Origin of the sequence: Parasporobacterium paucivorans DSM 15970, assembly GCF_900141895.1 — a bacterium.
Classification (GTDB): domain Bacteria; phylum Bacillota; class Clostridia; order Lachnospirales; family Lachnospiraceae; genus Parasporobacterium; species Parasporobacterium paucivorans.
Window position 1 is genome coordinate 58,169 of sequence record NZ_FQYT01000011.1, and the last position, 26,602, is coordinate 84,770.

The window sequence follows — 26,602 nt, forward strand, 5'->3', positions numbered from 1 at the left end:
CTTAAAAAACGTTAATACTCCTTCCCGGTGCCGGATATCTCCCCCCGAAGGTGGACAACTTCACCGACAGGGTGTTATAATCAGTAGAACAAACTTCCAAGGAGATGATTTTATGAAAGATATAAAAATTCGCTATTTCAATGACCAGATTGAACGGCTTCGTTATATTGATGGAAAATCAGACTGGATCGACCTGCGCTGCGCTGAAACGATTGAGCTGAAAGCCGGTGATTTCAAGCTTATTCCTCTGGGCGTCGCCATCGCCCTTCCGGATGGATACGAGGCACATATCGTACCCAGAAGCTCTACTTTCAAGAACTTCGGCATCCTCCAGACAAATTCAATGGGGGTGGTCGACGCTTCCTACTGCGGAACCAATGACCAGTGGATGATGCCTGCATACGCCATAAGGGATACCCGCGTCGAATTAAACGACCGGATCTGCCAGTTCCGCATTGCGAAAAATCAGCCTCGGATAAATTTTATGGAATGCGATTCCCTGACAGATGCAGACAGGGGCGGTTTTGGATCGACCGGCATAAAATAAGACCCAGCCGCCGTAGAAAATAGTGGTTGACATTATCCGTTTTATCTTATACACTAAGTTAGTGTTTTTACATTGGACACGTCCGCGTCCGGAAAATGTAAACCTATTAGAGATAACATTAATCTCTCTCATTAATGTTATAAAAAAAAGAGAACATATTTTGGAGGTGTACAAAATGGCTAATATTAAATCAGCTAAAAAAAGAATCCTGGTAACTGAAGTAAAAGCTGCCAGAAACAAAGCGATCAAATCTAAGGTTAAGACTGCTGTTAAAAAAGTAGACGCAGCCGTTGCCGCAAGCGATAAGGAAGCTGCTGTTGCCGCTTTAAAAGCAGCTACCATTGAACTGGGTAAAGCTACATCAAAAGGCGTTTACCACGCAAATACAACATCAAGAAAAGTATCACGTTTAGCAGCAGCAGTAAATAAATTAGACTAATTAAAGCAAAAAGCAGTTTTCCGAAAGGAAAGCTGCTTTTTTATTTAGCAATATTCAGAAAAAAACATTTCTATGGCTATCCTGTCGCTTGTGCGGCCTGTCTTTATAAGCTCCTCCGCTCCCAGCAGTTCTTCCAGCGCTTTTTGCAGGTTTTCGTAGGCGAAATTATCCGCCTGGCTCATGGTCTTGGCTGCAATAAAAGGCGGAAGTTTCATCTTCTCAGCTATCAGACTCTTTCCATGTCCTTTTCTTAAAAGGTCTTTGACCTGCAGAAGTATATTGAACTGCCGTTCCATCATGAATAATATCTTCAAGGGCGGTTCCTTGACTGCCATCAGATCCTGGTAATGCGCAAAGAGCTTCTTCTTATCCTTCCTTCCCATGGCGTCCACCATCTCAAAGATTTTTCCTGTTATTTCCGCTGTACATATGGAACGCACATCTTCTTGTGCGATGATATCTTTATGCAGAGTATAGCAAAGAAGCTTCTCCAATTCCCGGCTTATATTTTCCATGGAAGAACCCGTATAGCTCAGAAACAGCTGCATCGTATCATATGTGATTTTCTTGTTTTCCCCGGAAATAATCCCCAATGCCCATTCAGATAATGCTTTTTCAGTCTGTATGCCCATTTCACATGGGTATCCTTTGTCTTTGATTTTTTTGTACATCCGGCCACGTTTGTCTGCTTCTTCTTCCACAAAAATGAAACATGTGGTTTCCGGCAATGTATCCAGGAAACGCAGCATCTCTTCATCCGGTTTTTTGAAAAGCCCGCTGTTTTCCAGCACAATCAGTCTTCGTTCCGAAAAAAAAGGCAGCGTTTGGGCAATATCAATAATCTCCCGCAGATTCATCTTCTCCCCGGCGAAACGGCTGTAATTCATAGTATCCTTGCTGCCGATTATCGCGTCCGTCAGTTTATCACGGTATTTTTTTTTCAAATAGTCTTCGGGACCATACAGAAGGTACATGTTGGCAAATTCTTTGTTTTTTATATGCTGATTCAATATTTTCATTTTTTCCACCGCCTGCCCATGATTACGTAGTATATCATCTTTCTTTTTATTTTACCATCCATCGTTTTATTCCAGATATGTATCAATTTCATAGTTCTTCCCATCGCTCCGGATAACAATCGCCCCTTTTTCGGCGGTGGTGAAGGATTTTATTCCATTGTTCGACAGACGTTCCATCGTGAGAGGGTGCGGATGCCCATACACATTATCCACTCCGCATGAAATCAGGGCAAATTCCGGAGATACTTCCTTTAAAAATTCTTCCGTCGTGGATTCGGTAGAACCATGATGGGCAACCTTAAGTATGTCACAATCCGTAAGCAGCCCCGAATCAATGAGGGCTTTCTCACCGTCTTCCCCTATGTCGCCGGTAAAAAGCATCTGAAAATTTCCATACTCCAGCTCCAGTACAAGGGAAGTCTCATTCTTATCATCGGTCGGAAAATCCGTCGCCGGATGCAGACAACGGATAGCCACCCTGTCATCTGAAAGAGTCGTTCCCACATCAAAAAATCGGGTGGAAATACCGAGGAGTCTGGCTTTTTCCACAAATTTCCGGCAGTCTTCCTCTCCGGAAATGACCCGGGGGAATATGAAACACTCTGTTTTCAATCCGAATCCATCATAATCGCTGAATATCTCGGTCAAAATACTGGTATGGTCCTCGTCCAGATGGGTGACAATGAAGTAATCGATCCGGCTTATGCCCAACGACTTTAAATATGGGATAAGCCTGTATTTTCCTGCACTCCCCACGTCTGTGCTGCCTCCGTCCACGCATATATTTTTGCCCGCCGGCGTTTGGATCAGCAGAGCCTCCCCCTGGCCCACATCCACCATGGTAATCTTCAGGCTGTTTTCCGGTCTTCCAGCGAGAAGGACCGCAAGCAGTGCTGCGACCGCCCAAATAAATCCACGTTTCATGAGACGGACCTTTCTATAATTCTCATCCAGATTTCTTTTATTCACCAGGGCCATAACCAGAACCGCGGCCGCAATCACCAGATAGTACAGGAATATGGACCTGCCGGTCATCTTCCCGACCGTTATGGTAAAAAATGGCAACCCGAAGAAAAAACGGCATATAAATTCATAAAAGCGCAGAACAAAGCAGCCAGCCCCTATGAGTATGTATCCGGCCGCCACCACAAAACTCCCCGCTATTGAGGCAAATATTCCGGATAAGAGCATCACTTCCATGAAAGGAATTACAAGGAGGTTGATTATTGGGGAATACAACGGAATCTCAAAATATATATTCAGGATAACCGGGCAGGTAAGCACCGTTATCCCCAGGCTGGACTGAAAAGCCTTCAAAATCTTTCTGTCCGTTGAAAAATAAGCCTCAATGACAGGAAGCGGAATCCCGATTCCCAGCACGGCCAGAAAAGATAGCTGAAAACCAGTGTGAAAAATATAAAAAGGATTATCTGCCAGTATCAGAAACGCTGCCACTGCCGTTGCCAGGACCAGGTCATAAGTACGCCCTGTAACCTCGGCCAGAAGCTTAATGGAAAACATAATCAGAGCGCGCATGAGAGAAACCGGGCTCCCGGCCATAATGCCAAAAGCCAATACTGCCGCTGCAGAAATGAGGCCGGATGTCGCGAACAGAAATCTTCGCCGAACGAGACTGAATATTCCTGAACCGATAATGGACAGGTGAAGGCCCGATATAGATAAGATATGTGCAATTCCCCCTCCTATGTATAGGCTTTTGGTCACCGGATCCAGCCGGCCCTTTTCCCCAAGAAGAATGGCTCCAAATAGCGCAGCTTCCTTCTCATTGCATATTCTATAAAGGGTCTCATTCAGGGTATTTCTCATTCCGGCCAGAGCCGCCGCTGCTGGAAACCTTGCTTTTCCGGTGATTACCATGGTCTCGCCCATAAACCTTCCCGCAATCCCCATGGTGTGGTAATAATTCTTCTCGTCGAAATTTCCAGGATTGCGGGCATTAGCAAACATCTGGTATGACCCGGTAACAGCTACAGTATCCCCAGGGGATGCACCCATATTTTCGCAACACACTACACTGACCGCTTTGCAGCCGATTTCTTCCCTGTCCGTATGTATCCGCACATTTTTCAGTTCATATTGATAACTGCTGTCCTTATTGCTGATTCCGCTGATTTTTCCATATATTTCTACAGTACCGTTATGTGCAGAAAGCATTTCCTCAAATTTCGCATAATTCTGCTGCATATTCTCCATCAAAAAAAATCCGGATAGAAAAAAAAGTACACAAAAAGAAGCTGACATAAAAATCCGGAGCCGTCCGGTTCCTGCCACCCTGATTGTAACGGCTGTTAACAGCGGGAATAACCATAGACTGTTCCACCAGGAAACAGCCCCTATCTCTCCAAGTACAAAAGCCAGAATTATCGCTAATAATGGCCTTCTGATAAACCGACCCTCCTATTCTTCTGCTTTTGTTTCAACAATGTCCAGATTTCTTACAAAGGACTGATTAAGCGAAATGGATTCATGAAACATAACGTTTTTTTCTCCGTTCACCGTGATTTCTACTTTCGTTATATATCCGGTCTCAGCCAGAGAATTGACAATAGAATAAATCGCCACTTCATCATCAATATTCAGGGATTCTTCATTAAATCCGCTGTTAAAATCCAGGTAACATACCCCGTCCCTGGTGGCCACGCTGTTCACAGACACACCGTCCGGAATGGTCCGGTATAGGTTCTCTTCTTCCACATTCTGGGTAAGCTGTCGGATTATATACTCCTCCATATTTTCATTTTTGAGGTAGCTTCCAGTCTGATTGTAGGGGATCAGCTTATCTCCTGTTTCATTTGCATAATAAAGAGTAAGAGTTATCTTCTGGACGAGATCCAGGTCGTCCCCATAAAGGCTTATAAAATCATTCGCCTGCATGTTTCCCACTGGATTCCTGTCCGCATTCAGAAGCACCTGTCCGTCCACGTAGATATTAACATAATCAATCCCGGAAATCTGTGTCAGGGTAAGAACGGTTGCCGACCTGCACAGCATCTCCCTTACGCTGCTCATCTTATTATAAGCGGCGTCAAAATATACATATGCAGTTTTGTCCTTAATTTCATATTTTGTTACGTTTACATCTTCCGGTTTGGAGGAATTATAGTCTATGCTCCCTGCGTCCTTGTACATCTCTCCGATGATCTCTCCCATCTGATCGATGGGGGTTTCTGATTTCGGGGTGTATTCCTGGGATGTCAATCCTGTAAAATCTTTGTTGACGTAATAAATATTATATGCGCCATTCTCCGCTTCCCCGTCTATACACCCGGAGAGAGCCAGCATGGAAGTTATCAGGAGAACGACTAAACTAATTATTTTCTTCATTTTTACCACCATCTTAGGAAATATAATTCAGGGGGATTCGTATTGTGAAGGTAGTTCCTTCCCCTTCCTTACTGTACAGCTTAATTGCTCCCTTATGCATCTGGATAACACTTTTCGTGATGGAGAGGCCGAGGCCTGTGCCGCCGGTTTCTCTGGAACGGGTCTTGTCCACACGGTAAAACCTCTCGAATACCCTCTCCTGTTCCTCCTCTGGAATACCTATTCCGGAATCCGCAACTTTCACATAGAAATACTTATGGTCCGCATTCAGGGAAATATGCACCCAACCGTCCAGGACATTGTATTTGATGGCATTTTCCACCAGATTGGAAATGGCCAGGGTCAGCTTGGTTTCGTCTACCTCCGCAATTACAGGCCGGAAACTTTCAAATACAAGCTCAATATTTTTGCCTATAGCCAGAGGACGAAGACGTTTCAGGATAATCTCAATAAAATCATTGATATTCACCTTTTCAACATTCAGTTCGGACTTTGTTTTATCCATTTTGACAAGTGTGAGCAAATCATTGATAATCTTGCTCTCCCTGTTTATTTCATCCACGATGTCTGCCAGAAATTCCCTGTACAGCTCCTGCGGAACATCTTCCTGCATGAGCAGCGAATCCGCCAGTACCTTTACAGATGTGATGGGTGTCTTCAGCTCATGGGAGACATTCGATACAAACTCCTGCCTGGATTCCTCCAGTTTATTGATTTTATCCATCATGTGGTTGAAAGCATCAGATATTCTTTTTGTTTCCGTATAATCATCAATGGAAAGCTCCTTGTCAAAAAATCCGTTGGAAATCATGTCTATGGTATTTTCAACTTTTTTGAAAGGCCTTACCATGCGGAAAGAGATATAGATTCCGTAGCTTAACACAACGATTATCAGCACACTCTGCAGCACTCGGGAAACATCCTGCAGTCTGCTGATTGCAGCCCTGATATCGGCAGTCGAATAGGTCAGGACCATGACGCCGTCATTGATGGTTTTGTCATTTCCGTCATCAAGCCCTATGGTGAATTCGATAATGTCTCCGTCTTCATAATAGACGGAAGAATCCGTGCCATCGAAACACTTGAGGACATTTGATGAAACCACCAGCTTATTATCATATACATTATAGGTATCATAGACCACCCGGAAGTTCCTGTCCACGAGAATGATTCTTTGATCGAACAGACTGAAAATCTGATTGAATTCAATATTCGCCCGGCCAGTGGCCTTGTCTGACAGATAATTTTCACTATTCAGGAAATTCTTCAGTATTTTGGACTGATTCGTAAGCTGGGCCATTCTCTGTTCAATCATCGTTCTTTCATAATACCGCACCAGAACGATATCAAACAGAAGCACTGGTATGATTCCGATAAGCAGGATATAGATCAGTATTCTGATCCTTAAACTTCGAATATATTTGTTTTTGAGTATCTTTATTAGTTTCTCTTTCAGAATCACTTTATTCACCTTTCAGAACGTCCCATGGAAATCGTGAATAGATTATAGCATGCATTTTTTTGATTTACAATGGTGCTTTTTGGGCCTTTCTATGCTATAGTACATGTTATTATAAGAATATAAACGTAAGGAGATACAGGCATGCCCGGATTAGGTACAATCGTAAATGCCCTGGCAATAATTATAGGGGCAACCATCGGTTTTTTCGCAAAAGGAAAAATCTCATCACGCTTCCAAAAGACAATCATGCAGGTTATCGGTCTCTCGACCATGTTCATCGGAGTCAACGGAGTCGTATCCCAGATGCTCACATTTGACGGCAAGGCATTTTCAACACAATATACCATGAACATGATTCTCTTTCTGGTAATCGGATCCATCATAGGGGAAGCCATTGATATAGAAGAAAAACTGGATTCGTTCGGAGAATGGTGCAAAAGGAAATTCAATGTAAAGAACGATGGGGAAGGATTCTTCGTGGAAGGATTCATCAGCAGTTCCCTGCTTTTCTGCATTGGAGCCATGGCAATAATCGGCTCCCTGGAAGATGGCATCAACCACAATCATACAATCCTATTCACAAAATCTCTGATGGATGGAATCTCTGCCCTTATTTTTGCCGCTTCCTTTGGCATCGGGGTGTATTTTTCCGTCGTCCCTCTTGTAATCTATCAGGGACTTCTGACCCTTCTGGCAAGCGTCGTAAGCCCCTTCCTTACCGACTCCGTCATAGGGCAGATGTCGCTGGTAGGCTCCGTGCTGATTTTTGCTTTGGGCATCAACCTGATTTTCGGAAAAAAAGTAAAGGTAGGGAACATGCTTCCTGCTATTTTCCTACCCTTACTTTATGGTCTCCTGCCGTTCTGATGTTTTTTAATCTTTAAAAAAGTAACCCACACCCCATTTGGTGTGCACATATTTTGGTTCCTTCGGGTTGGGTTCTATCTTCTCCCGGAGCCTTCTTACGTGGACATCCACCGTTCTCGCATCTCCAGGATAGTCATTTCCCCAGATTGTAGTCAGTAATTTTTCCCTGCTGAACACCTTATCCGGATTTGTAACCAGAAGTTCAAGCAGATCAAATTCTTTGCCTGTCAGATTGATTTCCCTTCCGTCTATGAAGGTCCTTCTTCCTTCAAGCTCCATCTTCAAGTCGCCTTTTATAAGCAAGTTGGCGTTTTCATGTTCTGGGTGATTTCTGGTGTTTCTTCGTACGATAGCTTTGATACGTGCCTTTACCTCCAGGATGTTAAATGGTTTTGTTATGTAATCATCAGCTCCGTAATCCAGACCCAGAATCTTGTCCATGTCGTCTCCCTTGGCCGTCAGCATAATTATAGGCATATTGGAAAACTCTCTTATCTGTCTGCATACCTCAAACCCATCATAAACAGGAAGCATCACGTCCAGCAGGACCACGTCATATTCGTTCTCCCTGGCAAGCCGAAGGGCTTCCTCGCCGTCATACGCAGTATCCACCTTCATATCATCCTGCTCCAGGCTGAATTTAATTCCTTTGACAATCAGTTTTTCATCATCCACTACCAGAACCCTGGTCCCCATAACAATCCTCTTTTCATGCTCAATTAAATTTTTATCAATTCTCTGATTTTCTCAAACAGATTGTCCTTAATTCCATCTATCTTCATAATTTCTTCAGGAGATTTAAATCTGCCGTTCATCTCCCTGTATGCTATGATGCTCTTTGCCCTGGCCTCCCCAATTCCCGGAAGCGTTATAAGCTCAGAAATATCGGCCGTATTGATATTAACAAGACCATCCGAATCCTTTGTGGCAATATCATTGGATATATTCCCATTTGCCACATCCTGGCCAGATGGCACATAGATCTTCTGTCCGTCTGTAATGGCATCCGCCAGGTTGAGGGCGTCTCCCGCAGCATTCGCTGAGAATCCGCCTGCAGTTTCTACCAAAGAAAACAATCTTGTTCCTTCCTTTACGAAATAGACCCCGGGATTGTTCACATATCCGCATATATAGACACAGATTTCCGCTTCGGTTACTGCGTCCGGAATGGTTTCCGACTCCTGCGAAACATCCGTTTCCTCAGCCGCCGATATCTCCATATCAACCTCTCCCGTGTCAAAGGTAAAAGCATAAATCAGACCACATAGAAGTGAAGCTCCCAAAATGGCAGCATGAGCGGGTTTTATCTTCAATATGTTCTCATCTCCTTTCGGGGACGGGAATATTTGAGCCTGTCTTTATTCTACAGAATCTCGGGGAGGATTACAACCAATTTACTGCTGATTATTTAAATTCAGTCGGGAAAGCATCCGGCTCTCCATCGTCCCGGCTTCTGTTGCCGTGTCCATCCCTTTCCAGACATTATTCAGCATGTTCTGGAGCTGCACCCAGAAATCCGATGCGGATATAAGCTTAGGCAGGGACGCAGATTGGGCGTACTGTTTCATGATCATTTCCATTCCCGGTATTTCGTAGCTTTCAAATTTTCTGGAGGCCATGAGGCCTGTCTGTCCATACAGATCGCCCGCATGTTCGTAGGTAATATAATTGACGAACTTTTGCGCTTTTTCGAGATGTTTGGAATAAGGATTCACCACAGCTACTGTGGTAGCGGAAAGCGATCTGCTTTTCAGGGTCTCCGTCAAATCCGGATACACGGCTATCCCATAATTTATCCCGCTCTCATTCAGGGCAGAAAGGGCTGACACACCAAGGATGGAATAAACCGTTCGTCCCTGGGTGAACTCCTGCAGCACAGAATCCGAGGAAACCGTATTTATATCAATGGAAAAATACTGGCTCAGAGCCTGATAATAATTAAGGGACGCAATTAGATTTTCGTTATTCAGGTCGACAATCGTCTGGTCATCACCATTCTCTCCGCCTAAATTTATATAGCTTCCAATAAATCCATAATTATACAGAAGGGATTTGGCATCCCACCTCAGAATGTTTTCCACGGTTCCTGTTGCGGCAGCATCAAAGGATGAGGCAAAATTCAGAATCTCATCAAAGGTCTTAGGCGCATTGGCTGCATAGGCCTTATTATAAACCATATAAGCCGTATCGAAATAAAACGGATAGGCAACGAGCCCTCCGTCGCAGGAGGCCGCAGCCAATGCAGTTTTGGAATAATTCTGTTCTGAATATGCCGGATCTTCATTTGTGGAGGTAAGACCTGCCATGTACGCTTTCTGCAGCATTTCACTATCCACTATGTAGATGTCCGGCATGCCCTTGCCTTCTAAGTTGAATTCATTGATTTTTTCAAGATAATCAAGAGTTGATACCTGAACAAGATCAATATTGAGTCCTGAGCTGTAGCGATAAGCCGATTCTTCAATATAAGGAACCAGACTGCTGTCATTATACCAGATGATCAGGTCCGCCCCCGAATCCACGACGATGGTCTCCCCACCAGATTCTTCCAGTTTGATTTCCGCATTCTTGCGGTTATTCGAATATATCACCGCTATGCACATAAAAATCACAGTGCATATAAGCATAATAACCAGGCCAGAATTCCTTGTTTTCATAAAAATCTCCTATCTGAAACCGTTTTACACCATGCAGCTTTCTATGCACTTTTCCAATATGAAAATCATAGAATCTACATCTTCATTCGTGATGATAAGCGGTGGTAAAAATCTAACTGTGTTCGGTCCTGCCGAAATGATGATAAGCCCTTCTTTAAGGGCCATGGACACCAGTTTATCCACGGGCCGGTCAAACTCAAGACCCTGCATCATTCCGATTCCGCGTCTTTCCAGAATGGATCCATATTTCACAGCAGTCTCATCCAGCTTCTCTGCCAGGTATCCACCCACCACATTTACATTATTAAGTATATCATAGCTTTCGAACAAATCAAATACTTTGCTCACAGCTGCCGTAACCAGGGGATTCCCACCGTACGTGCTTCCATGGTCTCCAGCCTTCATAGAATCCTGGGTTTTCTCCCCTGCCAGAAATGCTCCGACAGGCACACCGCATCCAAGGGCTTTGGCCACAGTGACGATATCCGGCTTCAGGTCATAGTGCATATAGGCAAACATTTTTCCGGTTCTGCCCATGCCGCACTGGATTTCATCGCATATCAGAAGTATATCCTTCTCCATGCATATTTTCTTTATGCCTTCCATGAAGTCGCGGTCTGCCAGATGAATGCCGCCTTCTCCCTGTACACATTCCAGGATAATGGCACAAGTCTTGTCGTTCACAAGCTCCTTTACGCTGTCCAGATTATTATATTCTGCAAAACATACGCCTCCCGGCATAGGATTGAACGGCGTCTGGTATTTTGGCGTACCGGTCACGGATAATGCTCCGAGTGTTCTGCCATGAAATGCATGCTTCATGGCAATTATTTCATGATCTGCAATGCCATCCTTGTTAAAGGCGTATTTTCTTGCCAGTTTAATGGCGCCCTCTACGGCCTCCGCTCCACTGTTCGTAAAAAACACTCTTTTCATCTCTGCGGCTTTGCAGAGCTTTTGAGCAGCTGTCACAGCCGGAACCGTATAATAATAGTTCGAGGCATGTATGAGGTTGTCAATCTGGGCCTTTAAAGCATCATTATATTCCTGATTTCCGTATCCCAGGGCAAAAACGCCGATTCCGGAAGCGAAATCCAGGTACTTCTTCCCGGAATGGTCATACAGATAAACTCCCTCTCCCTTATCCAGTACTATTTTATGGCGGTTATAGGTAGATATAAAATATTCGTCACCTAAATCAATATATTCCTGTGTATTCATTTATTTCTCCTCATGATTATAAAATTTCATATCCTGATCTCCGATAATTGCGGTTCCGATTCCTTTATTCGTGAAGATTTCCAATAAAAGACAGTGAGGAATCCTTCCATCCAGGATATGAACCCTCGACACCCCATTTAAAATGGCATCGATGCAATTATTCAGTTTTGGCAGCATTCCTCCGCCTACTGTCCCACCTTCAAGCAGCTCATTTGCCTCCCTCAGGGTCAGCTCTGAAATAAGGCTTGAACTGTCATTGGGATCCCGATAAACGCCTTCGATATCTGTAAGGAAGGCAAGCTTCTCCGCCTTGACAGCTTTTGCAATGGCACATGCTGCGTCATCTGCATTCACATTGTATGTTTCAAAGTTTTCATCCATACCCACCGGACAGATGATGGGCAGAAAATCATTTTCCAGAAGATCGAAAATGATAGACGGGTTCACTTTTTCCACTTCCCCTACAAATCCAATGTCCTGTCCTTCGGAGAGTTTTTTCTTGACGGAGATGAGCCCGCCATCCTTTCCGCTTATGCCGATTGCCCTGACGCCCAGTTCCTCCACAAGCTGCACCAGGCTCTTATTCACTTTATTCAGAACCATTTCCGCTATCTCCATGGTGGGGGCGTCCGTAACACGGAGCCCGTTTACAAATTCAGACTTCATTCCCAACCTGTCTACCCAGGAGCTGATTTCCTTGCCGCCTCCGTGCACAATTATAGGCTTGAATCCAACCAGCTTGAGCAATGTCACATCCTGTATGACCTCTTTTTTTAATTTATCATCTATCATGGCGCTTCCGCCATATTTTACCACGATTATTTTTCCGTGAAATCTTTGTATATAAGGCAGCGCTTCAATTAATACGCCGGCTTTCTGCAGCAGCTGTTCCATATCTAATTCACTCTCCCCTTCCATTATGAACGGTAATCCGCATTTATCTTAATATAATCGTACGTAAGATCGCAGCCCCAGGCGGTGGCACGTGCGTTTCCTGCCTTTATATCCGCTATCACAGTCACTTCAGGCTCCGACAGAATCTTTGTGGCTTCTTCTTCGCTGTAAGCTGTTGCCATTCCATTTTCCACAAGCTTGATCTTTCCCGCCGCACTTTCGAAGTAAATATCTGTCTTATCCGGATTGAATTCTGCTCCTGAATAACCCATGGCACACAGAATTCTTCCCCAGTTGGCATCATGTCCGAAGATTGCAGCCTTTGTAAGACTGGAAGACACTATGGATTTTGCCAGTTCTTTCGCCTGGTTCGTTTCTTCTGCATTAATCACCTTCACTTCAAAGAGAGCTGTTGCCCCTTCTCCATCACCTGCGATCTTCTTTGCCAGATATTCATTGATGACCTGCATGGCCGCCAGGAACGTCCGGTAATCCTCATTCTTTTCAGTTATCATTATGTTCTCTGCTAATCCGTTGGCTAAAATCAACACGGTATCATTTGTGGAGGTATCTCCATCCACCGACACCATATTATAGGTATCCTGAACCGCTTCCAGAAGGGCTTCCTGCAAAAGCGCCTTGGTGATGCTGACATCTGTGGATAAGAAAGAAAGCATGGTGCACATGTTTGGATGAATCATGCCCGATCCTTTACACATGCCGCCAATCGTGACTTCCTTGCCGCCGATTTCAAACCGGACCGCCGCCTCTTTAGGTGCCGTATCCGTTGTCATTATGGCCAGGGCTGCCATTTCTCCCGCCTCCTTGCCATCCTGCAGACGGGATGCAAGAACGTCAATCCCAGAAATGATTTTGTCCATGGGCAGCTGTTTCCCGATAACCCCGGTTGATGCCACATATACAGACTCCGGCTTGATTCCCAGTTTTGCGGCCGTCTCCTTGGCCATGTCTTCACAGTATTTATAGCCTTCCTGTCCCGTGCATGCGTTGGCCACCCCGCTGTTGATGACGATGGCATGTCCCGGCTCATTGCTGCGGACCAGATTCATATCCCATATAACAGGTGCTGCTTTAACAAGATTTTTTGTAAAGGTGCCCGCTGTCTCGCATGGAACCTCACTGTAAATCATCGCCATATCTTTTTTTTGACGTTTCTTAATTCCCGCTTCGTGGGAGGCTGCCTTAAATCCGGCCGGCGTGGTAATGCCGCCCTCTATCATCTGAATATTCATATTTTTCCCTCATTTCTCCTGTATTACGGAAATACCGGCGGCATCATCAGCCCGGTTTCTTCCCTAAGCCCAAACACAATGTTCATGTTCTGAACAGCCTGACCTGCTGCACCTTTTACAAGGTTATCAATGGCGCCCATTGCAATGATCCTGTTTGTCCTGCCGTCAATCTTAAAATTGACATCTGCAAAATTGCTTCCCTCCACCCATCTGGTTTCAGGATTCACTCCTTCTGGGAGCAGTCTGACAAAAGACTCTTTATCATAATATTTTTTATAAATTTCACGCGTCTCATTCTCAGATATGGTTTCCTTTAAGTTGGCATAGGCGGTTACAAGAATCCCCCTGTTCATGGGCGCCAGATGCGGCGTGAAATTCAGGATAATTTCTTTTCCTGCCGCACAGGATAGCTGTTCCTCGATTTCCGGGGTATGCCTGTGGCTTGCCACTCCATAAGCTTTTATATTTTCGTTGACCTCACAGAACAGGTTGTCAACCTTAGCCCCTCTTCCTGCCCCCGAAGTGCCTGAGCACGCGTTGATAATTATGCTTTTCGTGTCTACTACCCCTTCCTTAACCAGGGGATAGAGGGACAATATGGAACAGGTGGGAAAACATCCCGGATTCGCCACCAGCCTGGATGTCCTGATTTCTTCCCTATTAATCTCACAGAGTCCATAAACCGATTCTTCTATGAACTGCGGACTCTGATGGACCAGACCATACCAATGCTGATATGTTTCCACATCCTTAATACGGTAGTCCGCGCTCAGATCAATCACCTTTACTTTTCGCAGAACATTTTCGTTTATTATGGAAGAACAATATCCCTGAGGGGTGGCAGTGAAGATCACGTCCACCTGCTCAGCCATCTTTTCTATGTTATCCTCAAGGCACACATCGTCCACCAGCGTAAACATATTTCGGAAGACGTCGCTGTACCTTTTATCTATATAACTCTTCGACCCCAGCCATGCAATCTCCACATCGGGGTGTCCTAATAGTAATCTTACGAGTTCAGCCCCCGCATAACCGGTCGAACCAACAATACCTGCTTTTATCATAACAACACCATCCTCTCATATATATTATACCTCTATAAAGGCCTGCAAACTATAGTTATAATTATTCACTTAACATGTATAATATGCAATAATGTTTTGTTTGTCAAGAATAACATGCATAAATTCTCAAATACTATTGCATTTTACCTTTTCTTGATGTATATTTATGATTATCGAAACGCATGAATGGAGGATCAATATGAAAGAAAAGGTTGTTTTGGCTTATTCCGGAGGTTTGGATACCACCGCCATTATTCCTTGGTTAAAGGAAAATTACGACTATGAGGTTATCTGCGTGTGCGCGGATGTGGGACAGGAAAGCGAATTGGATGGCCTTGAAGAAAGAGCTGTGCTCTCCGGGGCCTCTAAATTATATATTGAAAATTTAACAGATGAATTTGCCCAGGAATATATCATGCCCTGCGTGATGGCCGATGCCGTTTACGAAAACAAATATCTCCTCGGAACATCAATGGCCAGACCCCTCATTGCAAAGCGATTGGTAGAAATCGCCAGAGAAGAAGGCGCCGTAGCCATCTGCCATGGTGCTACCGGCAAAGGAAATGATCAGGTCCGTTTCGAACTCGGCATCAAGGCTCTGGCTCCTGATATCAAAATCATCGCTCCATGGAGATGTAATGATACATGGAACATGCAGTCCAGAGAAGATGAAATCGAGTATTGCAAAGCACATGGAATTGAACTTCCTTTTTCTGCGGACTCAAGCTACAGCAGGGACAGAAATTTATGGCATATCAGCCACGAAGGTCTTGAACTGGAAGATCCTTCTGTAGAGCCTAACTATGATCACCTGCTTATGCTGGGAGTATCTCCGGAGAATGCACCGGAAACGGCGGAATATGTCACCATGGATTTTGAGAATGGTTTTCCTGTGAGTGTCAATGGAAAGAAAATGAGCTGCGCGGACATCATTCGGGAGCTGAACCGTCTCGGCGGAAAGCATGGCATCGGCATCATTGACATTGTTGAAAACCGCGTGGTTGGAATGAAATCCAGAGGCGTTTATGAAACACCGGGGGGAACCATCCTGATGGAAGCCCACATGCAGTTAGAGGAGCTCATTCTGGACAGGGATACTTTCACTGTCAAGAAGGAAATCGCCAATAAGTTCGCCAATGTTGTATATGAAGGAAAATGGTTCACACCGCTTCGTGAGGCTCTTCAGGCATTTATTGAATCCACACAGAAAAACGTTACCGGAGAAGTCAGGTTCAAATTATATAAAGGAAATATAATAAAGGCAGGAACCAGCTCTCCATATTCACTTTACAGCGAGTCTCTGGCAAGCTTCACCACCGGAGATTTATATGACCACCATGATGCAGAAGGATTCATTAACCTGTTTGGCCTCTCTTCAAAAGTCAGAGCCATGAAACAGGCAGAGGCTGAAAAAGGTACTCAGAAATAATAACAATAAAATCAGAACCTGTACGAAAATCGTACAGGTTCTTTTCATTACTTCCTGAAGCTATCTTTCAATTTCTCCAATTCGTCAAAAATGGTATTATTGACTACCTTTATGTATGTACCCTTCATTCCGGAAGATTTCGACTCGATTACACCGGCACTCTCGAATTTTCTGAGAGCATTCACTATGACAGACCTGGTGATTCCTACCCTGTCAGCTACCTTGCTGGCTACCAGTATACCCTCCGTTCCGTTCAGTTCCTTGAGGATATAATAAATCGCCTCTAACTCGGATCCTGACAAGGTGCTCATGGCGGAGGCAACAATATGCATCTTTCTTTTTGCCTCTGCATCTTCCTCGTTCACAGATCGCAGCATATCCAATCCGATTATCCCGGTTCCATACTCACTCAGAATAATATCGTCTATGCTGTAGACAAAACTGGAATTATATATGAACAAAGTTCCCAGTCTTTCCCTGGCTATATCTATAGGGGAAACCAATGCGTGGTAATCACATTCTCCCTTACAATCCAATCCCAGGGTCTCCAGGTAAACATTTTCCTTCGTTGAAAGTATCTCCAACAATCTTTCATTTAGCTGGCCGTCAATATGTTCCCCTATACGGCTTGTACTCATTAAAGGTATTTCCCTGACTTCCTTATGGCTGCATGATCCTAATACTTTTCCTGCACTGCTGATTACAAGTACATTGGAAGCTAAAATTTCACTTAATATTTCACACATATCATTAAAATCAACTTTTGGCTTAGTATTATTATGCAGGAGTTTATTTATTTTGCGAATCTTATCCAATAATTGAACGCTCATCAAAAATTTCCTCCTTAATCACTGATTTTTTCTTTATATTAGAATAATATCATGTCAAACAGCACAAAACAAGCAATTTTTATCAGTTTTGTTTCGTTATTTTGATTTTTTCGGAGTGCCCGCAGGTCTCATTGCTGCATACTGCTTTTTCACCTTTTTCTATCATATAGGAGCCGCATTTTCTGCATTTTACTTCCAACGGCTTCTGCCATGACATAAAGTCACACTCAGGATTATTTTCACATCCAAAATATTTACGTCCTTTTTTTGTCTTACGGATTACAACTTCTTTTCCACACTTCGGACATTCAATTCCCGTCTTCTCAAAGTATGGCTTGGTATTTCTGCATTCCGGGAATTTAGGGCATGCAAGGAATTTTCCGTGAGGACCATATTTAACGACCATATTGCTTCCGCACAACTCGCAGACAGTATCTGTGATCTCATCTTCAATTAATATCTTTTCCAGCTTCTCTTCTGCCTCTTTAAGGGCAAGATCCAGATCCGGATAAAAGTTGCTTATGACACTTTTCCATTTGACCTTGCCTTCTTCCACCATATCCAGCAGGGATTCCATGTTCGCGGTGAAGGTCGGATCCACAACTGCAGGAAATGCGGTCAGCATGATGGAGTTAACCGCTTCTCCAAGTTCTGTCACGTACAGATTTTTATTTTCTTTTGCCACATATCGTCGGGCAATGATTGTGCCGATAGTCGGTGCATATGTACTTGGCCTTCCGACCCCCAGCTCTTCCAGTGCCTTTACCAGAGCCGACTCCGTGAAATGGGCCGGCGGCTGGGTGAAGTGCTGTTTTGCGTCCATTTCCGCCAGGGAAAACTCTGTTGTATCCTTAATCTTATTGAGCAGGACGTTGCTTCCTTCCTTCTCATCGTCTTCTTCAACATAAACAGCCGTAAAGCCATCGAAGACGAGCTTGGACGCAGACACTTTGAATATGTATCTGTTGGCGTTCAGCTTAATGGAAGTTGTTTCATACTTCGCATTCTGCATACGGCTGGCAACAGCGCGCCTCCAGATAAGCTGGTACAGCCTGAATTGGTCTCTTGACAGGTCATCCTTGACAACAGCCGGCGTCAGATCGACATTCGTAGGACGGATAGCTTCATGGGCATCCTGGATTTTGGAACCATTTTCTTTTTTTGTCCTGGTTTTCAGTACATACTCTTTTCCGTGGGTATTGGTAATATACTCCTTTAAAGCCAGATCCGCCTCATCCGATATCCTCGTGGAATCGGTTCTCAGATATGAAATCAGACCTATTGTGCCTTTTTTCTTGACATCAATACCCTCATACAGCTGCTGTGCAATCCTCATTGTTTTCTGCGTGGAAAAGTTAAGTCCCTTGGAGGCTTCCTGCTGCAGCGTACTGGTGGTAAAGGGCAGCGGAGATGTCTTGGAACGTTCTCCATGTTTGATGCCCGCTACTTTGAACTCGGGATTTTCCAGCTCTTCCATAATCGTGTCCATCTGCTGTTTATTGGTAATATTGATTTTCCCTTTTTCGTCACCGTAAAACTTTGCGATAAGTGGTCTTTTTTCCCCGGTGATATTCAATATTGCGTCCAGAGTCCAGTATTCTTCCGGGACAAAGGAATTGATTTCTTCTTCTCTGTCACAGATGATTCTGAGAGTAACAGACTGTACACGTCCGGCGCTTAATCCTCTTTTGATTTTTTTCCATAAGAGCGGGCTTATACCGTAACCAACCATTCTATCCAGGGTTCGTCTTGCCTGCTGGGCATCCACCAGGTTCATGTCAATATCCCTCGGATGTTTCAGGGAATTTTTCACCGCGCTCTGGGTAATTTCATTGAAGGTGATTCTTTCCATTTTACTCTCGTCCAGCTTTAACGCCTTGGACAAATGCCATGAAATCGCCTCTCCTTCACGGTCAGGATCCGTCGCCAGGAGAACTTTATCTACTTTTTTTGCTGCTTTTCTAAGCTCGGCCAGTTTTTCTCCTTTTCCCCTGATAGTTATATATTTCGGCTCAAAATCATTTTCTATATCGATTCCTAACTGACTTTTGGGGAGATCCCGTACGTGCCCATTGGATGCCTGCACTTCATAATTGGATCCCAAGAATTTCTTGATTGTTTTCACCTTTGTGGGTGATTCTACTATTACCAGATATTTCAATATGTTGCCCTCACTTTACAATTTCCTGGAGTAATACGTTTTTATGGGTTCATATATAAAGCCTGTCAATTCCAGTTCTACCAATATTTCTGTTGTTTTTCTTATGTTAAATCCACATTCTTTGCTGATTTGTCCTATATTTTTAGGCACCAAATCCACATTACTATACACCACTTCAAAATCTTTTTCAAGGCTTATCATTTTCTTTTCTTGAATAACAGACGGTTCACAGCCCATATTTCCGTAAAGATCATTAATATTTGTGAGAATCTGTGCCCCCTCCCGTATCAGCCGGTTGCAGCCCGCGCTCAGGGGATCTGTTATCCTTCCCGGTATGGCAAAAACATCCTTCCCTTGCTCCAATGCATGCTCTACCGTAATAAATGAACCACTTTTTTCTTTTGCCTCCACAATGACCAGTTTATCGCACAGGGCGCTGATAAGGCGGTTTCTGTGGGGAAACTGCCAGGCTGCGGGCCTTACTCCCGGAGGATACTCTGAAATTATTCCTCCGCATTTGATCGTATCGACATACAAATCAATATTCTCCCTTGGATAACAGATATCAATCCCGCAGCCCAAAATGCCGAAGCATGTTCCTCCGCCTGATATTGCCCCCATCTGGCTGTATGCGTCGATTCCCCGGGCCAGTCCACTTATTATCTGTACGCCATTCCTTCCAAGCTGTCCGGCTATTGCACCGGCTATTTCTTTCCCGTAGCTGCTGCATTCTCTAGCGCCGACCATGGCTACCGCCGCCTTATCAGGGTCCGGAAGTCTCCCTTTTACAAAAAGGCCGTAGGGCTTATCATAAAGATTATATAATTTTTCCGGGAAAAGCTTATTTCCATAATATATGAAAGAAATCCCCCTTTTGTCAAGTTTATTTAATTCCAGGGTCACATCCCTCTGTTTTCCCGTCTCCAAAAGTTCCTTTATATCACTTGCATTTATCCCTTTGGTCTCTGCCAGCTGTTTCGGTTTTGCATGGAATATTCTTTCGGGAGTCATGAACTTTTTAATGAGCCTGTCAATTTTTCCCTGCCACATATTCCGCGTGGTGCACAGCCAGAACCAGTATTCCTCTTCCGTCATAGCCCCTTCTCCTTTATGGTATTCCTGTATGCAATCGCTTCCAGAATATGCTCTCTCCTTATTTCGGTTTCTCCGTCCAGATCCGCAATGGTCCTTGCAACCTTGACTATTTTGTGATATGCCCTGGCAGAGAGACCGAGCCTCTCATAACTGTCGCTTAAAAGCTTTTGACAGTTTTCTGGAACCGGACAATACTCCTTTATATAAGAAGCTTTTAGACGGGAATTGAAGCAGATTCCGGTATCTTCATATCTCATGCGCTGCATTTCCCTTGCTTTTTCAATTCTGGACTTCATTTCTGCTGAGGATGCTGTCCGGCCGTCCTTTTGGAGAAGGTTGATTTTGACGGGATTCATGTATATGCATATGTCTATCCTGTCTAAAAGGGGCCCCCGGATTTTTTCCGAATATTTATTGATATTGTACTGGGTGCAGCTGCATCTTGCCTTGTCCGGGTAATACCCGCAGGGACATGGATTCATTGCAGCTGCCAGCATGAAATCCGCCGGAAACTCATGGGAAGCTTTATCTCTTGCAATATTTACCTTCTGATCTTCCAGCGGCTGTCTGAGTGTCTCCAGCGCAGATCTGGAGTATTCCGGCAGCTCATCCAGAAACAACATTCCTTTATGGGCAAGCGTCACCTCTCCTGGCTTGGGTATTCTGCCTCCGCCAACCAATGCCTGGGCTGTAATGGTGTGATGAGGTGCCCTGAATGGATGATTCCTGATCATATTCTGTTTTTCCATCAGACCCATTGTGCTGTATATCCTGGTAATCTCGATAATTTCCTCATATGTCATTTCCGGGAAAATGGTCGGCATGCAGTTTGCGATCATCGATTTCCCGGATCCCGGAGGGCCAATCATCAGAATGTTGTGCATCCCCGCCACGGCTATCTCAACTGCTCTTTTCGCCGTTTCCTGCCCGCATATATCGGCAAATTCAAGGCCATATTCATTCTTTAGCGGATCAAGCGACGTTACGCAATCAAAAGCCTCCGGATAGGCCATTTCCGGATTGTTCAGCATGGCCACAGTTTCTTTCAGACTGCCCGCCCCGATAACATCTACGCCCCTGACCGCAGCCCCTTCCTTTGCGTTTCCCTGCGGCACTATAATTCTCGGGATGCCAAGCTCCTTTGCCAGCAGTGTTATGCTTAGAATTCCATTGACTCCCTTCAGGGTTCCGTCAAGGCTCAGCTCACCTGCAAACATTGTATCCTGAACATTCTCACGAGGTACTATGCCTAAGGAAACTAAAATACCTACTGCAATGGGCAGATCAAAATAACTCCCTTCTTTCCGAATGTCTGCGGGAGACAAATTAATCGTTATTCTTTTTGGAGGTACTACGAATCCGGAATTTCTGATAGCTGACCTCACCCTCTCCCTGGACTCTTTCACCTCGGAAGAAAGCAGACCTACCATGGAAAAATTCGGAAGTCCGTTTCCAATATCGGCCTCAACAGAGACCGGATATGCACAGATACCGGATATCGCCCCGCTGTTAATTTTACAAAAAATAACACACCACTCCTTTATTGTTTTTTTGATTTGGGAAAATGTTTTGATTTGACAGTATGCCGAAAGCATAGATAATTAGATTTGATTTAGAACAATTATAGCAGATTCCTGTCCATCGGACAAGAATCTGCTATAAAAATAAATTAATATTTGGTCTCTTCGACCTGATCCGACCCTGTATGAATATAAATTTCCATATTTATGATAATCTCAACAGCAGAAAATCTCCGGATCGTCATGCATCCGGAGATTTCCTAATAAAATAATGAAATTATTTATTGCCTTTAACTGCTTTGAGGGCAGCACGTACAACGTGGGAAGCCATTACTGTGTTGGTAACTCCGCCAACACCACCTGGAACAGGTGTAATGTATCCTACCAGCGGTGCCACTTCATCAAAAGCAACATCTCCACACATTTTTCCGTCTACAAAATTGATGCCGACGTCAATAACGACACAGTCTTTTCCAGCTTTTTCAACATGGGCTCTCTTAACCAGACCTGGTACTCCTGCTGCTGCGATGATGATATCTGCGTCTTCACATCTCTTGATTGTATCCTTAGTGAATACATGACACCAGGAAACACTGGCATTACGGGCGATCATCAGATATCCCAATGGGCGTCCCACAACCAGGCTGTGGCCGATGATTACAACGTTTTTCCCCTGGCAGTCGATTCCGATGTGATCCACAATCTTCATTACTGCTTCCGGTGTACATGGGTAATATCCACTCTCATCTCCCATGGCCAGTTTTGCGAAGTTGATCGGGCTCATGCAGTCCATATCCTTATCCGGATTGATCATCCTGCTGATGTTCGCATCACTCAGATGTGCAGGAAGTGGTCTGAATAAAAGAATTCCATGCACTGTCGGGTCATCGTTCACTTTCATAAACTCTTTGTCAAATTCTTCCTGCGCGATATCCTCAGGGAGCTCAAAAGTCTTAACTTCCAATCCAACGGATTCAGCAGTTTTTCTGACACCTTTTTCATAGGAAAGATCTCCGGGTTTCGCTCCGATTCTCACGATACCGAGGGTAGGTTTGACATCCCCAAGACTTTCAATATCCTTCATCATTTGCTGTTTTAATCCCTCAGCAACTTCAACACCTTTTACAATAGTCATTTTTATCTCCTTCATCCATCCATCGATGCTGACAGATGTCCGTAATGTATTATTTCAATCTGCCAAGCACATCCGTAAAAATATTTTCGGCAAGCGCCGTATATTTTTGCAGCATGTCATCAGCCTTTTTGTTAATTGATCCAGCATAGTCCTTGTCTGTCATGGATTTCGTATTGATGAACACATTCAGGCTGGCACCCATAATGGCCGAACGGCAGAAGGCCGCACCGACCCCGGCATCGCTGATGGCAAGAGCTGTTCCTTTTTGGGCAAATTCCTGAATAATGTCAATCGCTTCCCCACATTTTTCCATGATTTTCAAAGGTACGGCACAAGCGTCCCGAAGGCATTCTTCCATCACCTGGGCCTTATATGCCTTTTCTTCCTCTGTCTCTTTGGGGAGACCATATGCTTTTGAGAGCGGCTCGAACATTTTCGCATCTTCCTGCATCAAATCCAGCAGTTCTGTCTGGAGTCTGTCTGCTTTTTCCTTCAATGCAATAATGTCGTCCTGCACATCCGCATACTTCTTTTTACCAATGGTCAGACTTCCAACCATGTTCCCAAGAGCCATACCAACGGCCGCAACCAGGGCTGATGCCCCGCCGCCGCCTGGTACTGGTTCTTTGGAAGCCAGAACTTCTACAAAATCCACACAACTGAAATCTTTAAAATCCATAGCTTACCCTTTTCCTTTTATTTAGAATAATCCAGCAATCTTTCCAGTAGAATCTACATCGATTTTCTCAGCAGATGGAACTTTTGGCAGTCCAGGCATTGTCATGACATCGCCTGTCAGGACAACGATAAATCCGGCTCCGGCTGATACCTTAAGATTTCTTACTGTTACAGTAAAGCCTTCTGGCGCGCCCTTAAGTGTTGGATCATCAGAAATACTGTACTGGGTCTTTGCCATACAGATCGGAAGCTTGTCAAATCCAAGCTCAGTGAGCTGCTGTGCCTGTTTAACGGCATTTCCAACAAGCTGAACACCTGCTCCGTGGTATATTTTCTTGACGATGGTTTCGATTTTTTCAACGATAGGAATGTCCAGTTCGTAGCTCTGTTTGAAGCTGTTTGGCTCTTCACATAACCTTACGACTTCTTTGGCAAGGGCAACTCCGCCTTCTCCGCCTTTTGCCCAAACTTCTGAAAGCGCAACATTTACTCCCAGAGCGTTGCATTTTGCTTCTACAAGGTCAAGCTCAGCCCTTGTGTCAGTTGGGAATGCATTGATGGCAACTACACATGGAAGTCCGAATACTTTCGTAACGTTCTCAACATGTCTTAAAAGGTTTGGAAGGCCCTTTTCCAGAGCTTCCAGGTTTTCGTTGTTCAGATCTGCTTTTGCCACGCCGCCGTGATGTTTCAGAGCACGCACAGTTGCAACCAGAACTACTGCAGATGGCTGAATTCCAGCCATACGGCATTTGATATCAAGGAACTTCTCAGCTCCCAGATCCGCACCGAATCCGGCTTCTGTAACGGCGTAATCACCGAATTTCAGAGCCATTTTGGTTGCCATTATGGAGTTGCAGCCATGTGCGATATTGGCGAAAGGTCCACCATGAATAAATGCAGGAGTTCCTTCAAGAGTCTGAACAAGGTTCGGCTTAAGGGCATCCTTAAGAAGAGCCGCCATGGCTCCATGTGCCTTCAAGTCAGCTGCTGTAACAGGTTTTTCGTCTCTGGTATAGCCAACGATGATTCGTCCAAGGCGTTCCTTGAGGTCATCGATGTTCAAGGCAAGACACAAGATTGCCATAACTTCTGATGCAACAGTTATCTCAAATCCATCTTCCCTTGGCATTCCGTTCACTCTGCCGCCAAGACCATCTGCGATAAAACGGAGCTGACGGTCGTTCATATCTACTGCTCTTTTCCAGGTGATTCTTCTTGGATCAATATCAAGGGTATTTCCCTGATAAATATGATTGTCGATCATAGCCGCCAGGAGGTTGTTTGCTGCTCCGATTGCATGAAAGTCACCAGTAAAATGCAGGTTGATATCTTCCATCGGAACAACCTGTGCATATCCGCCGCCGGCTGCTCCACCTTTTACTCCGAAAACTGGTCCTAATGATGGTTCTCTGAGGGCAACCATGGATTTTTTGCCTATTTTACGTAATCCGTCGGAAAGTCCTACAGTTGTTGTTGTTTTTCCTTCACCGGCAGGTGTAGGTGTTATGGCTGTTACAAGAATCAGTTTGCCGTTTTCATTCTTCATGTCATTCATGATGTTGTAATCGATTTTCGCTTTGTATTTACCGTACTGTTCTACATAATCCTCACTAATTCCCAACTGTTTTGCGATTTCCGTAATCGGAAGCGGCGTTGACTCCTGTGCGATTTCAATATCTGATTTAAATTCCATTTTCAATATCTCCTTTTCTACCTATTATATATGCACGGACATCCCCTACCATGTAGAGGGAGCCTATAGCACAGACTACTCCGTCATTTCCGGAAGCTTCAATGGCTCTGTCGACACCCTGCGCAACACTTATGCAGGCCGTCGCATTTGCGCCTTTTTTCTCAAGCAGGCTGGCCAGCTTTTCCGCCGGCATGGCTCGGCTATTGTCCGGTGTTACTGTAAAAAACTCAGAAGCCAGAGGGACGATTTCATCCAGCATGGCATCTACATCCTTATCTGCCATAATGCCCATCAGAAAGATAATCCGTTTGCCTTGAAAATATTTCCTGATGCTTTCGGCAGTAGCCTTGATCCCCTGGGGGTTGTGGGAACCATCGACTATAACAATCGGATTTCTCTTCAACACTTCAAATCTGCCCGGCCACCGGGTTTTTTTCAAGCCTTTTCCGACTGCTTCTTCGCTGATTTTCCAGTTTTTACTCCGGAGAATGGATACTGCTTCCAGGACCATGGCCGCATTGTAAACCTGATAGGAGCCAATCAGTGGAATGGTATACTTCTCTCCCTTGTATGAAAAAGTCTGGCTGTCAATATCAAAGATGCCGGGAATCACCTGTGAAAAGTCTGGACTGTGATATTTTGCGTCCTTACTTTCGCAGTATTCTTTTATAATACTCTCAATCTTTTCATCCTGCTGATAAACCAGGACATCTGTATGGTTTTTAATGATTCCGGCTTTTGTCCTGGCAATGGCATCCAGGGTTCCGCCCAGCTCGTTGACGTGGTCAAGACCGATTGCGGTAATAACAGCCAGTTCCGGAAAATCAATAACGTTCGTGGAATCAAGCTCTCCACCCATTCCTACTTCCAGAACAACAATATCGCATTGGTTTCTTTTAAAGTACTCCATCGCGATTGCAGTGTTCAGCTCGAACTCGGTGGGAGGATCCTCCATGGTATCAGCGTGCGGTCTTACGTCTGTGGCAATCAGGGCAAGTTCATCATTGGAAATGGGCACATTGTCAATCTGCATTCTTTCATTGAAAAAATTGACGTATGGTGACGTAAACAGACCCGTCCTGTATCCCGCCTCTATCAGTACGGATGAAAGCATCGCCGCCGTCGATCCCTTTCCATTCGTTCCGCCAATGTGGATAAATTTCAGTTGCTTCTGGGGATTCCCTAAATTCAGGAGAAGTCCCTGGATTCTTTCAAGCCCCAGTTTTGACCCCATCCAGTTGATGCTGTTAATATACTCCAGTGTCTCTTCGTAGTTCATAATATTCCTTC

The 26,602-nt window shown here is 44.5% G+C and carries 23 protein-coding genes; 4 read left to right on the top strand and 19 right to left on the bottom strand.

All coding sequences use genetic code 11. The features are described from left to right. Positions 1 to 112: 112 nt before the first annotated feature. Together BUA79_RS06315 and rpsT are read left to right on the top strand one after the other, a co-directional pair. The gene (locus BUA79_RS06315; protein WP_073993521.1) at positions 113 to 547 is read left to right on the top strand and encodes a dUTP diphosphatase; all 435 of its coding nucleotides are present in this window, start codon (positions 113 to 115) and stop codon (positions 545 to 547) included. Positions 548 to 722: 175 nt separating this feature from the next. Further along, entirely contained in the window at positions 723 to 986 is a 264-nt protein-coding gene (gene rpsT / locus BUA79_RS06320; protein WP_073993522.1) for a 30S ribosomal protein S20, read from the top strand. 44 nt (positions 987 to 1,030) lie between these two features. On the opposite strand, the gene holA is transcribed toward rpsT, so the two are convergent. From holA to BUA79_RS06340, 4 genes are all read right to left on the bottom strand, one after another. Beyond that, on the bottom strand, positions 1,031 to 2,005 hold the full coding sequence (gene holA / locus BUA79_RS06325; RefSeq protein ID WP_073993523.1) for a DNA polymerase III subunit delta: 975 nt from the start codon (positions 2,003 to 2,005) through the stop codon (positions 1,031 to 1,033). Between the two features lie 66 nt (positions 2,006 to 2,071). Continuing rightward, the gene (locus tag BUA79_RS06330; RefSeq protein WP_094757337.1) at positions 2,072 to 4,411 is read right to left on the bottom strand and encodes a DNA internalization-related competence protein ComEC/Rec2; all 2,340 of its coding nucleotides are present in this window, start codon (positions 4,409 to 4,411) and stop codon (positions 2,072 to 2,074) included. A gap of 12 nt (positions 4,412 to 4,423) precedes the next feature. Beyond that, entirely contained in the window at positions 4,424 to 5,350 is a 927-nt protein-coding gene (locus BUA79_RS06335; RefSeq protein ID WP_073993525.1) for a GerMN domain-containing protein, read from the bottom strand. A 13-nt stretch (positions 5,351 to 5,363) separates the two neighbouring features. Then, entirely contained in the window at positions 5,364 to 6,821 is a 1,458-nt protein-coding gene (locus tag BUA79_RS06340) for a sensor histidine kinase (RefSeq protein WP_242941653.1), read from the bottom strand. Positions 6,822 to 6,953: 132 nt separating this feature from the next. Here BUA79_RS06340 and BUA79_RS06345 point away from each other — a divergent pair, with 132 nt between their 5' ends. Next, positions 6,954 to 7,679, top strand: a complete 726-nt coding sequence (locus tag BUA79_RS06345; RefSeq protein ID WP_073993526.1) for a DUF554 domain-containing protein — start codon at positions 6,954 to 6,956, stop codon at positions 7,677 to 7,679. A 6-nt stretch (positions 7,680 to 7,685) separates the two neighbouring features. Here the strand turns inward: BUA79_RS06345 and BUA79_RS06350 are convergent, their stop codons facing one another. From BUA79_RS06350 to argC, 7 genes are all read right to left on the bottom strand, one after another. After that, on the bottom strand, positions 7,686 to 8,375 hold the full coding sequence (locus BUA79_RS06350) for a response regulator transcription factor (protein ID WP_073993527.1): 690 nt from the start codon (positions 8,373 to 8,375) through the stop codon (positions 7,686 to 7,688). 23 nt (positions 8,376 to 8,398) lie between these two features. Beyond that, positions 8,399 to 8,992: a ComEA family DNA-binding protein gene (locus BUA79_RS06355; protein WP_094757339.1), complete on the bottom strand. Its 594-nt coding sequence runs from the start codon at positions 8,990 to 8,992 to the stop codon at positions 8,399 to 8,401. Between the two features lie 81 nt (positions 8,993 to 9,073). Beyond that, on the bottom strand, positions 9,074 to 10,336 hold the full coding sequence (locus BUA79_RS06360) for a sugar ABC transporter substrate-binding protein (protein ID WP_073993529.1): 1,263 nt from the start codon (positions 10,334 to 10,336) through the stop codon (positions 9,074 to 9,076). 24 nt (positions 10,337 to 10,360) lie between these two features. Beyond that, a complete protein-coding gene (locus BUA79_RS06365; RefSeq protein WP_073993530.1) occupies positions 10,361 to 11,557 on the bottom strand; it encodes an aspartate aminotransferase family protein in 1,197 nt (398 codons plus the stop codon). Beyond that, positions 11,558 to 12,451, bottom strand: a complete 894-nt coding sequence (argB, locus tag BUA79_RS06370; protein WP_242941654.1) for an acetylglutamate kinase — start codon at positions 12,449 to 12,451, stop codon at positions 11,558 to 11,560. 23 nt (positions 12,452 to 12,474) lie between these two features. Then, entirely contained in the window at positions 12,475 to 13,704 is a 1,230-nt protein-coding gene (argJ, locus tag BUA79_RS06375) for a bifunctional glutamate N-acetyltransferase/amino-acid acetyltransferase ArgJ (RefSeq protein WP_073993532.1), read from the bottom strand. A 23-nt stretch (positions 13,705 to 13,727) separates the two neighbouring features. Beyond that, positions 13,728 to 14,768, bottom strand: a complete 1,041-nt coding sequence (gene argC / locus BUA79_RS06380) for an N-acetyl-gamma-glutamyl-phosphate reductase (protein WP_073993533.1) — start codon at positions 14,766 to 14,768, stop codon at positions 13,728 to 13,730. Between the two features lie 199 nt (positions 14,769 to 14,967). Between argC and BUA79_RS06385 the strand changes: the two genes are divergently transcribed. After that, positions 14,968 to 16,197 (top strand): argininosuccinate synthase, encoded by a 1,230-nt coding sequence (locus BUA79_RS06385; RefSeq protein ID WP_073993534.1) that lies wholly within the window; start codon positions 14,968 to 14,970, stop codon positions 16,195 to 16,197. A gap of 47 nt (positions 16,198 to 16,244) precedes the next feature. Here the strand turns inward: BUA79_RS06385 and codY are convergent, their stop codons facing one another. From codY to BUA79_RS06425, 8 genes are all read right to left on the bottom strand, one after another. Beyond that, positions 16,245 to 17,027: a GTP-sensing pleiotropic transcriptional regulator CodY gene (codY, locus tag BUA79_RS06390; RefSeq protein WP_073993535.1), complete on the bottom strand. Its 783-nt coding sequence runs from the start codon at positions 17,025 to 17,027 to the stop codon at positions 16,245 to 16,247. A gap of 82 nt (positions 17,028 to 17,109) precedes the next feature. After that, complete coding sequence (gene topA / locus BUA79_RS06395) at positions 17,110 to 19,191, bottom strand: type I DNA topoisomerase (RefSeq protein ID WP_073993536.1); 2,082 nt, start codon at positions 19,189 to 19,191, stop codon at positions 17,110 to 17,112. A 12-nt stretch (positions 19,192 to 19,203) separates the two neighbouring features. Then, the gene (gene dprA, locus BUA79_RS06400; RefSeq protein WP_073993537.1) at positions 19,204 to 20,283 is read right to left on the bottom strand and encodes a DNA-processing protein DprA; all 1,080 of its coding nucleotides are present in this window, start codon (positions 20,281 to 20,283) and stop codon (positions 19,204 to 19,206) included. After that, positions 20,280 to 21,878, bottom strand: coding sequence for a YifB family Mg chelatase-like AAA ATPase (locus BUA79_RS06405; protein ID WP_207647323.1), 1,599 nt, complete (start codon positions 21,876 to 21,878; stop codon positions 20,280 to 20,282). Before BUA79_RS06405 ends, dprA begins: the two co-directional genes overlap by 4 nt. A 202-nt stretch (positions 21,879 to 22,080) precedes the next feature. Beyond that, a complete protein-coding gene (locus tag BUA79_RS06410) occupies positions 22,081 to 22,938 on the bottom strand; it encodes a bifunctional 5,10-methylenetetrahydrofolate dehydrogenase/5,10-methenyltetrahydrofolate cyclohydrolase (protein ID WP_073993538.1) in 858 nt (285 codons plus the stop codon). 49 nt (positions 22,939 to 22,987) lie between these two features. Continuing rightward, entirely contained in the window at positions 22,988 to 23,617 is a 630-nt protein-coding gene (locus BUA79_RS06415; protein WP_073993539.1) for a cyclodeaminase/cyclohydrolase family protein, read from the bottom strand. A 21-nt stretch (positions 23,618 to 23,638) separates the two neighbouring features. Next, positions 23,639 to 25,312: a formate--tetrahydrofolate ligase gene (locus BUA79_RS06420; RefSeq protein WP_073993540.1), complete on the bottom strand. Its 1,674-nt coding sequence runs from the start codon at positions 25,310 to 25,312 to the stop codon at positions 23,639 to 23,641. Beyond that, on the bottom strand, positions 25,302 to 26,591 hold the full coding sequence (locus BUA79_RS06425) for a bifunctional folylpolyglutamate synthase/dihydrofolate synthase (RefSeq protein WP_073993541.1): 1,290 nt from the start codon (positions 26,589 to 26,591) through the stop codon (positions 25,302 to 25,304). The genes BUA79_RS06420 and BUA79_RS06425 overlap by 11 nt, the downstream gene beginning before the upstream one ends. Positions 26,592 to 26,602: the final 11 nt, after the last annotated feature.

What these genes read in the sequence shown, in the direction of transcription:
- BUA79_RS06425 (WP_073993541.1), bottom strand. Translation starts at nt 26,591, where the DNA reads ATGAACTACGAAGAGACACTGGAGTATATTAACAGCATCAACTGGATG.
- argB (WP_242941654.1), bottom strand. Translation starts at nt 12,451, where the DNA reads ATGGAACAGCTGCTGCAGAAAGCCGGCGTATTAATTGAAGCGCTGCCT.
- BUA79_RS06345 (WP_073993526.1), top strand. Translation starts at nt 6,954, where the DNA reads ATGCCCGGATTAGGTACAATCGTAAATGCCCTGGCAATAATTATAGGG.
- dprA (WP_073993537.1), bottom strand. Translation starts at nt 20,283, where the DNA reads ATGACGGAAGAGGAATACTGGTTCTGGCTGTGCACCACGCGGAATATG.
- BUA79_RS06365 (WP_073993530.1), bottom strand. Translation starts at nt 11,557, where the DNA reads ATGAATACACAGGAATATATTGATTTAGGTGACGAATATTTTATATCT.
- rpsT (WP_073993522.1), top strand. Translation starts at nt 723, where the DNA reads ATGGCTAATATTAAATCAGCTAAAAAAAGAATCCTGGTAACTGAAGTA.
- BUA79_RS06350 (WP_073993527.1), bottom strand. Translation starts at nt 8,375, where the DNA reads ATGGGGACCAGGGTTCTGGTAGTGGATGATGAAAAACTGATTGTCAAA.
- BUA79_RS06420 (WP_073993540.1), bottom strand. Translation starts at nt 25,312, where the DNA reads ATGGAATTTAAATCAGATATTGAAATCGCACAGGAGTCAACGCCGCTT.
- BUA79_RS06410 (WP_073993538.1), bottom strand. Translation starts at nt 22,938, where the DNA reads ATGACTATTGTAAAAGGTGTTGAAGTTGCTGAGGGATTAAAACAGCAA.
- BUA79_RS06360 (WP_073993529.1), bottom strand. Translation starts at nt 10,336, where the DNA reads ATGAAAACAAGGAATTCTGGCCTGGTTATTATGCTTATATGCACTGTG.
- argC (WP_073993533.1), bottom strand. Translation starts at nt 14,768, where the DNA reads ATGATAAAAGCAGGTATTGTTGGTTCGACCGGTTATGCGGGGGCTGAA.
- holA (WP_073993523.1), bottom strand. Translation starts at nt 2,005, where the DNA reads ATGAAAATATTGAATCAGCATATAAAAAACAAAGAATTTGCCAACATG.
- BUA79_RS06415 (WP_073993539.1), bottom strand. Translation starts at nt 23,617, where the DNA reads ATGGATTTTAAAGATTTCAGTTGTGTGGATTTTGTAGAAGTTCTGGCT.
- BUA79_RS06315 (WP_073993521.1), top strand. Translation starts at nt 113, where the DNA reads ATGAAAGATATAAAAATTCGCTATTTCAATGACCAGATTGAACGGCTT.
- BUA79_RS06405 (WP_207647323.1), bottom strand. Translation starts at nt 21,878, where the DNA reads ATGCTTTCGGCATACTGTCAAATCAAAACATTTTCCCAAATCAAAAAA.
- BUA79_RS06385 (WP_073993534.1), top strand. Translation starts at nt 14,968, where the DNA reads ATGAAAGAAAAGGTTGTTTTGGCTTATTCCGGAGGTTTGGATACCACC.
- codY (WP_073993535.1), bottom strand. Translation starts at nt 17,027, where the DNA reads ATGAGCGTTCAATTATTGGATAAGATTCGCAAAATAAATAAACTCCTG.
- argJ (WP_073993532.1), bottom strand. Translation starts at nt 13,704, where the DNA reads ATGAATATTCAGATGATAGAGGGCGGCATTACCACGCCGGCCGGATTT.
- BUA79_RS06335 (WP_073993525.1), bottom strand. Translation starts at nt 5,350, where the DNA reads ATGAAGAAAATAATTAGTTTAGTCGTTCTCCTGATAACTTCCATGCTG.